Source organism: Kitasatospora cystarginea (assembly GCF_039533515.1).
In the GTDB taxonomy this organism is placed as follows: domain Bacteria; phylum Actinomycetota; class Actinomycetes; order Streptomycetales; family Streptomycetaceae; genus Kitasatospora; species Kitasatospora cystarginea.
Genome location: NZ_BAAATR010000082.1, coordinates 1 through 12,851, shown reverse-complemented (window position 1 = coordinate 12,851; position 12,851 = coordinate 1). Strand labels below are relative to the sequence as shown.

Sequence of the window (12,851 nt, the reverse complement as noted above, 5' to 3'; positions counted from 1 at the left end):
TCCAACTCCACCTCCTCGAACTCCTCGGCATCGAAGTCACCCGAACCCGCTGGCCACAGACCTGAAACGGTGACCTGCGAAGTACGGGGCTAGGACGATCCCAGGCCTTTTCCCTGGTGACGGTGTTCTGCGCGTGGGTTGGGACAGTGCTGGGACATCCGGCCCCGGTCGGCGCTGACCTCTGATACGCGACCTTGACCGTTTGCCACCTGATCTTGACCGCCGCTGTTTCTGCCACCCGATCTTGACCGGTGGCCGGGGAAGCGGTGGAGGTTGCTTCACGGGTGTACGGCGATGCCGCGCTGGCGGAGTGTGCCGGCTGCCGTCGGATCAAATCGCGTCGCTCTGTACCGGAGTGGGCGGCTACGCTCGCGCGATGAAGCTGGAACTGGACCAGGCACTGGAACCGCTGCGCCGGGTGCTGCTGGAGCGACGCACCGTCGGTTATCCGGAGTCGGTTGTTGCGGCGGTGGAGGCTGCCTGGGCGGCACTGGCTGGCGGGGCGGACACCCCGAGCCTGTGGGAGCTCGGTGTGCTGTCCGACGGGGAGGCTCTGGAGGCGCGTCGGCTGCTGGCCGAGGTGGAGCAGGAACTCTGGCCGGCGCTGCGGCTGCCCACCACCGTTGAGGGCCGCGACCGGGCGCTGGCCCGGTACTGCCTGCAAGACCTGCTGGATGGCCGCCTCGATCCGTTGGTGGCGGCCGAGCGGATCGGCTTCGGGCTGTGCCCCGCCGACGACCCCGGCTCGCCGCTGCGGCCGGTCCGTCGATGGCTGTACCGCGCGGAGGACCAACAGGAGCACTGCGACGGGCTGACGAAGGAACTGGTGGCCGAACTGCACGACCTGGCCGCCCAACTGCTGGCCGGTCCGCTGTCCTGACGGCCGGGTTCCGACGGAGCGCTCCGCCCCGGTGTCGGGAGGTCAAGATCACCTGTCGCAGGACATGTCCTGTCGTAGCGATGTTTGGCCAGTCTCATTGGAGTTTGACCGGCGGCGGTTGGTCTCAGCGAAGTTTGACCGCCTGCCGGGTTCCGCTGACCGGCGCCGCATGTGCTCGAACGCGCCGTACAGGGGTCTCCAGCCGCGAGGAGATCCGACGGCACAAGTAGGACGGAGGGGTTCCGGGTGACCGGCCAGACAGTGAAGATCGCGTCGCTCTGCGAGTGCGGCGGTATGGCGGTGCGGCAGGTGAACCAGTTCATCAACCGCGGCGAGGTCTGGTGGGATGCGGAGTTCTCCTGCGACAGCTGCGGCGCGTATCGGTGCGAGCACGCCGGGCCGGGGTCAGCGCCTGACGATGAATGGCGGCGGGCCCTGCTGGTGGCGCATGGACCCGTCAGGCTGCGGCTGGCCGGGCCTGTGTCCAGTCTTGTCCCGGCGTTGAAGGTCTTCCGTGAGGTCTCGGGCGTGTCGTTGCCGCAGGCCCGAGCGCTCGTCGAGGAGCTGAGCAGCGACGGTGTGGTGGGCACGCTGTCGGAGATGGAGCTCTTGAAGACTTGGCCGCAAATCCGCGGGGTCCCGGTAGATATCGACAGGCAGGTGCCCCGGTTCGCCAGGGCTGACTGCTCATCCGTCGTTGTCGGGGCGGGGGCGTAGCCTGTCGCGGTGATCCGTAGCCCCTTCGAGCAGCGGCCGTTGGACGCTGCCGTCCATGACACCGAGACCGCGACGCTGACGTTCGACGGGGCCCAAGCCTGGCTGCGGGCCGCGCTTGCCGGCCCGATGGAACCGCTGGCCGCCGAGGTGTGGGTCCTCGACCCCGCCTTGGAGCGGATCGTTCTGATCAAACATCGATGGCGGGCCTGGGTTCCGCCGGGCGGCAAAGTGGAACCCGGCGAGACTCCGCGCGAGGGCGCTGCCCGGGAGCTGGCCGAGGAAACCGGGCTGCGCCTACAACTGCTGGAACAGCCCGCGGCCGTGGCGGTCCGCTCGTTCCATCCGAAATGGCCGGCCACCCTGTCGCTGTCATATGCCGCGATCGCTGACCCGGCGCAGCCGCTGGTCGCCGAAGACGGACAACCGGTCGCCTGGACGCCCCTGCAGCAGGACTGGCAGAGCTTCTTTCCCGGCGACGCGTCCCGAATTCGGCAGTATGTTGAGGCCCTCCGGCGCCGAGGCACCAGCGGCCGGACCTGGAGGTCCTGATGGACGTCACGCTGCGAGAAGTGCGGGACAACGACCTGGCGGTTTTCTACGCTCAGATGAACGATCCCGAGGGAATGCGGATGGCAGCGTTCACTGCCAAGGACCCATCGGACCGTGCCTGGTTCGATACACACTGGGCGCGGATCCGCCACGATCCCGGGGTCGTCGTGCGCACTGTCGTTGGCAGGAACGGGAAGGTCGTCGGCCACGTCGCGGTGTTCGGCCCGCCCGAGGAGCGCGAGGTCACGTATTGGATCGGGCGTGAGTACTGGGGCTGTGGAACTGCGACCGCCGCGTTGCGAGAGTTGCTCGGCGTCGTTCCGGATCGCCCGCTGCATGCCCGTGCGGCTGCGGACAACGACGGCTCCATTCGCGTCCTGGAGAAGTGCGGATTCGTGGTGACCCGCAACGAGCGTGGCTTCGCGAACGCACGCGGCGAGGAGATCGACGAGGTGGTTCTCACCTTGTCCGATTAAGACCTGCGAGAGGTCCGCTCAGACTTCACTGAGATCGGTCAAAGTCCGGTGAGACAGGATCGGTCAAAGTCCGGTGAGACAGGACAGTCGGTGACCCCTGACAAATGATCTTGACGCACAGTAGGCTTCTGCCACTTGATCTTGATCGGTGGTGGGGGGCGGTGGCTGTTGTCGCGTTGGCGTACGGCCGACGTGCTCACCACGTCAGCCGAGGCCGGCAGTTCTGGAAGCCCTGACGGAGGACGCGGAACCGCGCTCACCTGACATCCGAGGTCTGCCCGCCAGGTTCTCGCACGGCTCGGACCTGGTGGGCAGCACGGCGCGGTTTCGGCCAACTCCCCCACGCTCCAGACGGCTAGGATCACGGGTATGGCGCTGATCATGAGTGACGTGGCCCGGTTCGAGGCGGCCAGGCCCCGGCTGGAGGCCATCGCCTACCGGCTACTCGGTTCGGCGAGCGAGGCGGAGGACGCCGTGCAGGAGACGTTCCTGCGGTGGCAGGCGACCGACGTCGCCCGGATCGAGCTGCCCGGGGCCTGGCTGACCAAGGTTCTCACCAACTACTGCCTCAACCAGCTCACTTCGGCCCGCGCCCGGCGCGAGACGTACGTGGGAAGGTGGCTTCCCGAGCCGCTACTCACCGGGGACCCGATGCTCGGCCCGGCCGACACCGCCGAGCAGCGCGAGTCGGTGTCGTACGCCGTCCTCGTCCTGCTGGAGCGCCTGTCGCCGAGCGAACGGGCGGTGTACGTGCTGCGTGAAGCCTTCGACTACCCGCACCGGGAGATCGCCGCGATCCTGGACGTCACCGAGGCCGCCAGCCAGCAGATCTACCACCGCGCCAAGAAGCACGTCGCGGACGGCAAGGGGCGCACCGAGACCGACGAGGCCGCCGCCCGTAGGATCGTCGAGGAGTTCCTGGCCGCGGCGACCAGCGGCCGCATCGAACCCCTCGTACGCCTGCTCACCCAGGACGCCGTCTCGGTCGGCGACGGCGGCGGGAAGGTCCCGGCACGCGCGAAGGCGTTCGAGGGCGCTCTCGCGGTCGCCACGTTCCTGCGCGGCCTGTTCAAGCCCAGCGAGGCCAAGCGGGCGTATGTCGGCGGCGCGCCCGAGATCTACGCCACGACCGCCAATGGCGGGCCCGCCATCGTGGCGGTCGTGGACGGCCGGGTCGTCGGGATCACGTGCCTGGAGGTCACCGCGGAGGGCATCGCCGCTGTCCGCAGCCAGGTCAACCCCGACAAGCTCGTCCGCGCGACCGAGCTGTGGGCCGCCGCTGACCACAGGGGTACCCCGCTCCACGTCCTCTGACCCAATGTGACGTGCTTCACATCCTGATCCTGTCAGGAAACGCCGGGCTGCCCGGTTCAAGGGGCGAAACCGCGCAAGACAGCGGCGGAACCTCGCAGACAGGAGCAGGCACATGCAGCACCGCATCGTCGTCCTCGGAGCCGGCTACACCGGAGGCGTCGCCGCCGGCCGCCTCGCCAAGCGGCTGCACCGTCAGGACGTCGCTATCACCCTGGTCAACCCCGAGCCCGACTTCGTCGAGCGCGTCCGCCTGCACCAGGTGGCGGCCGGCCAGGGCCTCAGGCCCCGGCCGTTCGGCGAGATGTTCGCGCGCACGGGCGTGGCACTGAAGCTCGCGAGGGTCACTGCCGTGGACGTAGACCGCAAGACGGTGACGGTCACCGCCGCGAACGGCCCCGAGCAGGAGGAACTGGAGTACGACACTCTGGTATACGCCCTGGGCAGCGGATGGAACGACGGGGGCGTCCCCGGCACCGCCGAACACGCCCACGAGGTCTCCAGCCGCCCCGGCGCCCTCCGTCTCCGCGACCGCCTGGCCGCCCTGGACGCCGGCCGGCCCGTGGTCGTGGTCGGCGGCGGCCTGACCGGCCTGGAGACCGCGACCGAGATCGCCGAGGCCCGCCCGGACCTCCGCATCGAACTCGCGGTCCGCGGCGCCCTTGGCGACTGGCTCTCGGACAAGGGCCGCACCCACCTGCGGAAAGTGGCGGACCGGCTCGGCATCACGGTCCACGAACATGCCGCCGTCACCGCCGTGGCGGCAGACGCCGTGACGATCGCCGACGGCCGGGCCATCCCCGCCGAGGTCACCGTCTGGACCACCGGCTTCGCCGTCCACCCCATCGCCCAGGCCACCACCCTGGAGCTCACCGACCGCGGCCAGATCGTCGTCGACACCACGATGCGCTCGGTCTCCCACCCGGACGTGTACGCCGTGGGCGACGCGGCGATGGCGATGGGACCGAACGACAAGCCGCTGCGCATGTCCTGCGCCTCGGGCATCCCCATGGCCTGGCAGGCCGCCGACGCCATCGCCGCCCGCCTCACCGGCGCCAAGGTCCCCCACGTCTCGATCCGCTACTTCCAACAGTGCGTCTCCCTCGGCCGCAAGGAGGGCCTGATCCAGTTCGTCACCGCCGATGACCGAGCGAAGGACAGCTCCCTGACTGGCCGTCCGGCCGCCCTCTACAAGGAACTGATCTGCAAGGGCGCGGCCTGGGGCGTCGCCAACCCGACCGCGGGCCTGCCCTCCCGCCGCCGGCGCGTCGCCGGGCAACAGACCCACGTCCACCGCACCCCAGTCAAGGCAGCGGCCTGACCCCGCCCCGCCCGAACTGCCAGCGTCGGCTGACGCGGTGAGCGCGTCGGCCGACGCCGACCCGCCACCTGTCGCACCGGGTCCGGCCGCCCCGACGGCGCCGAGCCGTTCACCCCACCGTCGCTCCCGGTTGGTCTACAGCTCTCCCCACCCGCAGGGCCGCCCGCCTCGGGCGCCGAGCGGGTGCCAGATCGGCGCGGACGGCCCGCGCTGGACCAGGCCCTGGATGCGGGCGGCCCCGGCCGGGACGGCGGCGAGCATCTCGGCGACGGCCGGGTTCTCCTCGGCGGTCAGCCGCAGATCCGCCACCGCCGTGCCGGCTAGGACCACCAGCAGCCGCGGAAGGAGCGCCAGTGCCGCTCCCACGCCCGACCCGACCCGTCCTCGCCCGCCTGCTTCCACAGCCCGGCGCAGGCCGCCAGCTGCGCCGCGGTCTGCTCGTCGCCGGCGTGGGGGCGGTGGCGCTCGATGAACGCGCGCAGGCGGTGCCGGTCGTCGCCGGTGCCGGCGGTGCAGGGGGAGGTGGGGCGGTGGGCCGGTACACCCCGCTGCCGGCGGGCAGCTCGGGGCGGGGACGAGGTCGAGCGGGCCGCAGGCCTCACCGCGGGTGCGGGCGTCGGTGACGGGGGCCGCGTGGATCCGGCCGACGTCGAGCAGGTGCTCGCGCCCGTGCCTCACCGCCGGCTTCTCCGAGCCCGGCACCGGGACGCCCGGGCGCAGGGCCTCGGGGAGGTGGCCGTCACGGCGGAGCCGGCCGTTGTGTGGAAGGCGCGCCATCCTCCTGTCACCGTGATCAAACAGCAGAGGACCCCTCAATCAGCGACAGGGCCGGGAAGTTGAGCCGGCGCCCGTTCTCGCGGACAGAGCCATGCAACCCTTGCGGCGGCGCGGCGGTGAGTAGGGCAGAGCGAGGGCCCGATCGGGTCGTCGCGCGGACGCGAAGAGGAATTGGATGACCGCGAGCGTATTGCACATCCCGGTGGAGGACCGGCCGCGGCCCGTCACGGCACCGGCTGCGGGCGGCCCCGGCCCGCGTGAGCTTGACTTCGAGGGGTTCGCCGCCACGCGCTGGCGGCGGCTGGTGCGCACTGCCTACCTGCTCACAGGCGACTACCACGAGGCCGAGGATGTGGTGCAGGCGACTTTCGCGAAGGTCTTCAGGAACTGGTCCCGGATCAGCCGTCTGGAGGAGCCGGACGCCTATATCCACCGGGCCCTGGTGAACAACAACCTGAGCCGTCACCGGCGGCGCCGGGTCAGGCAGCTGCTCATGCCCGTCCTTCCCGATCGGGCGTACACCGCGGGCGGTGGCCACCGCGACGTCGAGGAGCGCTCGGTGCTGATCCAGGCGCTGGCGGAGCTGCCGCCGCGCCAGCGGGCCGTGGTCGTCCTGCGCTACTGGGAGGACATGAGCGAGTGCCAGGTCGCCGAAGTGCTCGGCTGCTCGCCGGGCAATGTGAAGAGTCAGGCCAGCCGAGGCCTGGCGAAACTGCGCGGCCACCCGGCGCTGGCCTCGTACGCGGCGGACACCGGTTCAACGATCGACGGCACGAACGGAGGCAACAGGTGATGGACACCGAGGACATGGTGCGCGGCGCTCTGCGGGATGAGGCGGCCCGGGTCGCGGTGGCGGACTGGTCTGCCGGACCCGTGCGGGTTCAGGTGCGCCGGCAGCGGCGGGGGCGCCGGGTGGCGATGGGTGCGTCGGCTGTGGTGGCCGCGCTCGCGGTGGTGGCGGGTACGGGGGCGGTACTGTCCGCGCAGCACGGGCCCCAGGCCGTCGGGCCGGCCTCGCAGGCTCCGCGGGTACCGGTGGGGCCGGCTCCCGAGGCCGTGGCGGTGGAGCCCGGCCAGCAGCTGCCGTTGGGCCGTCAGGACTGGTGGATGCAGCTGAAGGACCGGGAGATCTGCATCCACGACGCTCCTGCCTACGGCAGCGGTCCGGGCTGCGGCGGGTACTCCTGGGCGGCGGACACGACCGAGATCACCATGCAGTACTACGGGAACCCGCCGCAGTACCACGAGGGCCTGTACAACCTCGTCTACCACGGGCCCGGGCAGGTGGCCCGGATGACCATCGAGGTAGACGGCCAGGCATACTGGGCCACCGTCGCCTCGCTTCCCGGCAACCCGGGCTACGCCACCGGTTATGTCTGGGGGCCCAGCCGTAAGACCCCCGATGATCCGAAGGCATACCCGCTCGAGGGCATCAAGCTCGCCGCGTACGACGCCCAGGGGCGGATACTGGCGAGCAAAACGCTGTCGTCCTGAATCAGACCGGCATCGCGTCCGGCTGGTGCCGGCCGCTGGCTGCTGGGGGTGGCGTCGTGGGCCGGATCGGGGTGGTGGGAGAGGGTGCGGCGCACGGGCTTGGAGCGGGCTTGGCCGCTGTCAGGAGCGCCGGATATCCCGGAGAGGCAGCAGCGGTCATGATCACCGGGAGACGCCTGTGAGCACCCGTCCAAGCCCCGCCCGGCCCGACGACGACCAGCACGACGGGCAGCTGCCCCGGCCGGGCCGCACCGCGTACCGCCGCGGCGCCGACAACCCGGGCGGCTCGACCGGTGGCGCCGAGCCATACCCGCGCCGGGTACCCGCCGGTTGCCCTGGTGGTCACCGACGCCGGATTCACCGGCTTGGCCAACCGGTAGCAGGCTGTGGCGGACCTGTCCGTCGACTGCTGGCGGGGCTCATGGCGGACCGTCCCCTTCCACCCAGGCGAGGACGGCTGGCGGGCCTACGACGACTCGGTGCCGGTCGTCACCACCACGCTGGAACTCCTTGCCGAGCACGGGCCGCTCGGGCCGGTGTGGTGGCGGTTCGGCCGCGCCGGCCGGCACTGCCTGGTCGAGGCGCTGGAGAACCCGAACAACCGTGCCGCCTACGATCAGCGCCAGGCCGTCCGCGAGCGCGAGCAGCAGGAAGCCCACCGGGAGCTGATGGACTCCCTGGCCTGCGTGGAGTGCGGCGACGTCCCCGAGGAGGAGAGCACCTGGGAGTACGGCCTCCACGGTAGCCACAAGTGGATCCGCCGCCCCGGGCGGCCGCTGCTGGACCTGCCACCAGGAACGGAAGGAGCGGCTGGAACGGGAGGCCGAAGAGTAGCTCGAGGCCGCCCGCACGGCCAACGCTGCGCTGCGCCCGTGCTGGACGTGCCGGGGCCCGATCGGGGGGAAGGCGGGCTCGAAGCTGGAGTTGCGGGAGAAGGCTGGCCCGGACCGGCTGGAGTGCCCGGGGTGCGTGTAGGCCCGCGCCGTAGAGGACTTGGGCCCGCTGATGCTGCCGGTCCTGACGAAGCGGGAGCTGGTGGCAGCGCTGGTCTCCGCTCCGGACGATCCGTGGTGGGAGGACCGGGTGCTCCACGCGAAGCTCTACCCGGCGAAAGACCGGAAGGCGTGACCTACCCGTCGCATGCCTGCCCGGGCTGCTGGTGCGACTCCGGCTCGCGGTCAGCAGTCCCGAACGGGATCGGTTTCGCTGGTGATGGCGGTGTCCTTCATGAAGCCGAGTTGACCGTTGTCGGCGACGGTCATCAGCCAGCGGTTCGGGTGCGGCCCGCCGACCCACGCCTGGCCGTCCTCCTTGCAGTAGAACCAGCTGGGGTTGGAGTTCATGTAGCCGACGATCGTGGAGGGGTCCGGGTAGAGGTGGTTGTTGCCGACCGTGCCGTAGACCGGGGAACCGGGCACGTTGTAGCAGTACCACCGGTTGCTTTCCCCGGGCCAACAGTTGTCGGCCGCCGAGGCCGACGGCGCAGCCACGACACCCAGGCTCACCGCGAGGGCGGTGGCGGCGACGGCGGCGGTGATCCCAGCGGTACGAACTTTGCTGAACATGTCTCACTCCTGGCTGTGTACCTGCGAGTTGGCTCAGCTCCAGCATGCCCGGCAGCCTTGGCATGTCACACATCTGACATTGCCGGTGACTCAAAGTAGCTGATCTTGGGGGCCCTTGATGGTCCGCACGAGAGTGCCACTGGTCGTTCGTCATTTCGCTGTCACTGAATCTGGCTGCTGAGCGACCGTAGTTCATTCTTGACCTATGGCCAGGGGAGGTGGTGCTGTGGGCCGCGTGACAGGAACCGTTCGGATGACCCGCCCGACCGTCGAGGTGTTGCGCCTGTTGCTGGCGACACGGCCGCACGAGCCGCTGTGGGCGGCGAGGATCAGCGAGCAGACAGCTCTGGGCAGGAGTACGGTCTCGCAGATCCTGGCCAGGCTCACTGAGCGGCAGTGGGTCGCGCTGTGCCGGGAGCAGGGCTCGCACGCGGGCCGTCCGGCACGGGTCCTGTGTGTGCTGACGCGGCAGGGGTGCCGGGAGGCGCGGCGTTGGCGGCACGGGGCGTGGTTGACCGTGACCGGCAGGGCCCCGGGGCGCCGACGGAGGTTGACGACCCGACGACCCGTCAGGGCCCGGCACGCAGCAGAGGGCGGGGCCACGGGCTGCACCATCTGATCCGCCTGTCTGATAGCGAGACGCTGCATCGGATCGCGGCCGCTGAGCCAGGTCGGGACGATGCCGTCCCTCAGGCCGTTGCCGTCGAGCGCATGGCCACCCTGAGGGAAGCGCTCGGGGCGAACCGGAGATCCGGCGTCGTTCCCTCCCGACGCCACCGGTCACCCAGGTTGAACTCGCAGTGTCGTAGGTGCTGACAGGGACCGTCGAAGCTGTGCGCGTGCCCAAGCTGCCTGCGCCGCTGGCGTCGACCGGGCCGCGCTGCTTGGGGCCTTTGACCCGGGGCGGTGCTGTCGTGGGCACGGTGCGGGTGCCGTAGAGCTGCTTGCGGGCTTCCAGTGACCGGTGCGGGTGATGCTCGGCCAGCACCTCCCGCCGTGGCGGAGGCGCGAGGCACGGCTGTCCGGCCTCCGCCCCGCACGCCGGACAGCCCGCGGCCTGGAGCGGCCGAGTCCGCCTCCGGCACGTACCGGCCCTCGTCGTCCAGGTCGATCCGGTACGTCGCCATGGGGGAGATCAGCCTGCCGCGGCCGCCCACCTCCACGGTCAGGAAGGCCCGCAGCTCGCTTCCCTTTCCCTTCCCGGCTGGCCGGCAGATCACCAGCCAGCCGTACGCCTCCACCGGCCCCAGCTGGCCGCGCAGCTTCTGCACCTCCACATACAGCGCCTCACACCGCGGCCGCACCACCGCCTGCCGCAGCCGCCCGTACAGCTCCAGCGCCTCGGTGCGCACGACCCGCTCGTGCACCGCCTCCGCCGCGACCACCGGGATGTCCTCGACCTTGTCCAGCAGCCCCTCATCCGCCGGACGCACCGCCCGGGCCGCGGCGGCCATCCGCGGGTCGGCCAGCACCGTGCGGGCCCGCTGCGCCCTCGGATCCCCCACGGGACCCAGGTCCCGGGCGGCGGACAGAAAATCGTAGAGCGACACCGGATCCGGCTGGGCCAACTGCCGGTCGAAAAGCCTTGTCACCCTGCCCTCCTCACACTCAGTCAGGTGGTTGGTGTCCTCACCATGCGTCTCTGGGACCTTCGGTGTCCAACAGACGATCGCGGGCCCGCCGGTGGGCAGAGGTGTCCTCGGTCGGCGGCCAGCCCCCGTGACTTTGTAGGCGAGTAGTGAGAGCACCTGTTGCTCAGCGGCGAGAGCACCCCGTGCCACGGAAGTGTGATGTCGCCAACTTTCGAGAGCGCTCGGGTGCTTGCTTCGGGACCATGGTTGTGCTCTGCACCGCGAGGGGCTCCCAGGGCTTCGCAAAAAAAGGAGCTTGAGGCCACTGGCGCGCGTGTTGTACTTGGCGCATGGGGGTTGGCGACGGTCGGATGCGGTTGCGGGTGACGAGCCACCCTGTTGCCGATCCCGGATCCGGGCTCAGCCGGATCCTGAGCGCCGGTCCCATGCTCCGCAACACTTTCGTCCGCCCGCCCAGCTACCAAGTCGGGTATCTGAACGCAAGCCGCGCCGATCTCCTTCGGCTCGGCGCTCTATTCCGCGTCGCCGCGACGAGCTCGCACAGCGCGATTTACATCCCGGTCCCACCGGGCGCCCATCCGATGGCCGCCAGCGGCGACACCCATCCGATGCCCATGCTCCTGGCCCGTGAGGACACGGGACTGCGGCCTTCCGACTGGCCGGATCTGCGGCACAGGATGCGCCGCGCCTCGGTGCCGTTGAGGGTGACCGCCCCAGCGGCACGATCTCCCGACCGTCCCGACGACGTCCGTCGCCGAGCCGATCGCCACCCCGCCCGCTTCGCCGAGTACGCCGCGACGATCGTCATCACCGCCCGTGCCGAACTTCTGTTTTGGATCGGCGACTGGCTCACCGCCGCCGGCGACCGCGTCGCCCAAGACCCCCACGTCCATCAGCACGGCGAGAGCTTCCTCGGCGATATGGTGGGCTTCTTCGACCCCAAGGGCACCGACCAGCCCATGCACGCGTTCTGCGTCGTCGCCATCGAACCGATCTTTCACCAGGCCCGCTGGCGGAAACAGCGAACACCCATCGGATAACCCGCAGCTGGGCATGTCGTCATCGGCAGGTGGCAGGCAGGTGACTTCGATGTCGCCGGCGCCCAGGTAGGACACCGGTCGGAGCCATCCGTGGGGACCTCGACGGGTGGCAGCAGCTTCGGGAGAGCAGGCCTCGAACTCGGGTACCCCAACGAGCTGCAGCCCGTCATTCAGCGGGACCTTCGTCCTTCGGACTGGAACGAGACCTGGGACATCACCCTGGAAGAGATCAACACCAACATCGTCCAGGGCACCCCAGAGGTCCCGGCGACCCTTCCCAACCTCAGTTCTCGATCTTGAACACGTCGGGACGCGACTCTCCCGGTGCTTCTACTTCTCGTCGATATTCTGCGTCTCACAGGTCGACGGCTGCTCTGACCGACAAGCGCTCTCCGCTCTCACCTGCGCAGCCAGCCCCCGCACACCCGGCCGCCACGCTGCGCCCCACACCCACACCCGGCACTGACGGGACATCGGAGAGATGCGAGTGACCCCCGGACAGGCAATGAGTAAAGGCCCGGGAGCCGGACCGATCATCTCACCCCACGCCCCGCCACCCCGCGCCGGTGCGATCCGCTGCCGTCCAACGCCCCCAAGCCGCGGGCCCCCGGCCACACCGACGCACTGGCCGCTGTCGCCGCCCAACTGCCCGCCATCGCGGGGGAGTACGGCATCACCCTCCTCCTTCTCGCGATGCCCGCCTTCTCCGCGGCCGCCACCGACGTTCCCCTGCCCGCTCAGTCCGGCGGGCGCCGGCTGCTGCCGGTCGAGCAGGGTGCCGACTTCCGCCAGCCGCCCGGTGAGACCGTGGCCGTACCCGCTCCGGCCCGGCGTCCGCTCGCGCCTGGCGGCCTGACCTTCTCCGACCCGGACCGGCAGATCTGACTGGGCCTGGCTGCGGCGCAGGGCTCTGACCTGGGGATAGTTCATAGATCGGCCCTCAAATGAGGGCCCGAAAGTAGAAGACCCCGTTCGCAGCGTGCTGTTCTCCCAGCCGTCCCTTGCCCGGACGTCCCCGGAGATCGCCCCGCGATCAAGCAGACCGCCAAGGGCACCATCGGGAAGATGCGCGAGCGCCCGCGCGGCCACGGCTACAAGCCAGGCGAGCGCTGGCCGGCACTGGACCGGC

17 protein-coding genes are annotated in these 12,851 nt (G+C 70.4%); 13 read left to right on the top strand and 4 right to left on the bottom strand.

The window, feature by feature from the left end:
* Positions 1 to 376 precede the first annotated feature (376 nt).
* From ABD369_RS38945 to ABD369_RS38920, 6 genes are all read left to right on the top strand, one after another.
* On the top strand, positions 377 to 880 hold the full coding sequence (locus ABD369_RS38945; RefSeq protein WP_344641385.1) for a hypothetical protein: 504 nt from the start codon (positions 377 to 379) through the stop codon (positions 878 to 880).
* A 246-nt stretch (positions 881 to 1,126) separates the two neighbouring features.
* On the top strand, positions 1,127 to 1,597 hold the full coding sequence (locus ABD369_RS38940) for a hypothetical protein (RefSeq protein WP_344641384.1): 471 nt from the start codon (positions 1,127 to 1,129) through the stop codon (positions 1,595 to 1,597).
* Positions 1,598 to 1,606: 9 nt separating this feature from the next.
* Positions 1,607 to 2,146 (top strand): NUDIX domain-containing protein, encoded by a 540-nt coding sequence (locus ABD369_RS38935; RefSeq protein ID WP_344641383.1) that lies wholly within the window; start codon positions 1,607 to 1,609, stop codon positions 2,144 to 2,146.
* The gene (locus ABD369_RS38930; protein WP_344641382.1) at positions 2,146 to 2,622 is read left to right on the top strand and encodes a GNAT family N-acetyltransferase; all 477 of its coding nucleotides are present in this window, start codon (positions 2,146 to 2,148) and stop codon (positions 2,620 to 2,622) included. The genes ABD369_RS38935 and ABD369_RS38930 overlap by 1 nt, the downstream gene beginning before the upstream one ends.
* A gap of 369 nt (positions 2,623 to 2,991) precedes the next feature.
* Positions 2,992 to 3,936 carry an RNA polymerase sigma factor SigJ gene (gene sigJ, locus ABD369_RS38925; RefSeq protein WP_344641381.1) on the top strand — a complete coding sequence of 315 codons (945 nt, stop codon included), beginning with the start codon at positions 2,992 to 2,994 and terminating at the stop codon, positions 3,934 to 3,936.
* A 112-nt stretch (positions 3,937 to 4,048) separates the two neighbouring features.
* Positions 4,049 to 5,254 carry an NAD(P)/FAD-dependent oxidoreductase gene (locus ABD369_RS38920; protein ID WP_344641380.1) on the top strand — a complete coding sequence of 402 codons (1,206 nt, stop codon included), beginning with the start codon at positions 4,049 to 4,051 and terminating at the stop codon, positions 5,252 to 5,254.
* Positions 5,255 to 5,389: 135 nt separating this feature from the next.
* Here ABD369_RS38920 and ABD369_RS38915 read toward each other — a convergent pair whose 3' ends face one another.
* Entirely contained in the window at positions 5,390 to 5,620 is a 231-nt protein-coding gene (locus ABD369_RS38915) for a hypothetical protein (RefSeq protein ID WP_344641379.1), read from the bottom strand.
* 586 nt (positions 5,621 to 6,206) lie between these two features.
* On the opposite strand from ABD369_RS38915, the gene ABD369_RS38910 reads away from it, so the two are divergent.
* Together ABD369_RS38910 and ABD369_RS38905 are read left to right on the top strand one after the other, a co-directional pair.
* Entirely contained in the window at positions 6,207 to 6,824 is a 618-nt protein-coding gene (locus ABD369_RS38910; protein WP_344641378.1) for a SigE family RNA polymerase sigma factor, read from the top strand.
* A complete protein-coding gene (locus ABD369_RS38905) occupies positions 6,824 to 7,525 on the top strand; it encodes a hypothetical protein (RefSeq protein ID WP_344641377.1) in 702 nt (233 codons plus the stop codon). Before ABD369_RS38910 ends, ABD369_RS38905 begins: the two co-directional genes overlap by 1 nt.
* A 419-nt stretch (positions 7,526 to 7,944) precedes the next feature.
* On the opposite strand, the gene ABD369_RS38900 is transcribed toward ABD369_RS38905, so the two are convergent.
* Positions 7,945 to 8,274: a hypothetical protein gene (locus ABD369_RS38900; protein WP_344641376.1), complete on the bottom strand. Its 330-nt coding sequence runs from the start codon at positions 8,272 to 8,274 to the stop codon at positions 7,945 to 7,947.
* A 256-nt stretch (positions 8,275 to 8,530) separates the two neighbouring features.
* Here ABD369_RS38900 and ABD369_RS38895 point away from each other — a divergent pair, with 256 nt between their 5' ends.
* Entirely contained in the window at positions 8,531 to 8,653 is a 123-nt protein-coding gene (locus ABD369_RS38895) for a hypothetical protein (RefSeq protein ID WP_344641375.1), read from the top strand.
* Positions 8,654 to 8,703: 50 nt separating this feature from the next.
* Here ABD369_RS38895 and ABD369_RS38890 read toward each other — a convergent pair whose 3' ends face one another.
* Entirely contained in the window at positions 8,704 to 9,090 is a 387-nt protein-coding gene (locus tag ABD369_RS38890) for a hypothetical protein (protein ID WP_344641374.1), read from the bottom strand.
* 205 nt (positions 9,091 to 9,295) lie between these two features.
* Between ABD369_RS38890 and ABD369_RS41460 the strand changes: the two genes are divergently transcribed.
* On the top strand, positions 9,296 to 9,709 hold the full coding sequence (locus ABD369_RS41460) for a MarR family transcriptional regulator (protein ID WP_425557880.1): 414 nt from the start codon (positions 9,296 to 9,298) through the stop codon (positions 9,707 to 9,709).
* 70 nt (positions 9,710 to 9,779) lie between these two features.
* Here the strand turns inward: ABD369_RS41460 and ABD369_RS38885 are convergent, their stop codons facing one another.
* The gene (locus ABD369_RS38885) at positions 9,780 to 10,682 is read right to left on the bottom strand and encodes a hypothetical protein (RefSeq protein ID WP_344641373.1); all 903 of its coding nucleotides are present in this window, start codon (positions 10,680 to 10,682) and stop codon (positions 9,780 to 9,782) included.
* Between the two features lie 425 nt (positions 10,683 to 11,107).
* Here ABD369_RS38885 and ABD369_RS38880 point away from each other — a divergent pair, with 425 nt between their 5' ends.
* From ABD369_RS38880 to ABD369_RS38870, 3 genes are all read left to right on the top strand, one after another.
* Positions 11,108 to 11,722, top strand: a complete 615-nt coding sequence (locus ABD369_RS38880; RefSeq protein WP_344641372.1) for a hypothetical protein — start codon at positions 11,108 to 11,110, stop codon at positions 11,720 to 11,722.
* Positions 11,723 to 11,812: 90 nt separating this feature from the next.
* Complete coding sequence (locus ABD369_RS38875; protein WP_344641371.1) at positions 11,813 to 12,022, top strand: hypothetical protein; 210 nt, start codon at positions 11,813 to 11,815, stop codon at positions 12,020 to 12,022.
* A 393-nt stretch (positions 12,023 to 12,415) separates the two neighbouring features.
* Positions 12,416 to 12,607, top strand: coding sequence for a hypothetical protein (locus ABD369_RS38870; protein ID WP_344641370.1), 192 nt, complete (start codon positions 12,416 to 12,418; stop codon positions 12,605 to 12,607).
* Positions 12,608 to 12,851: the final 244 nt, after the last annotated feature.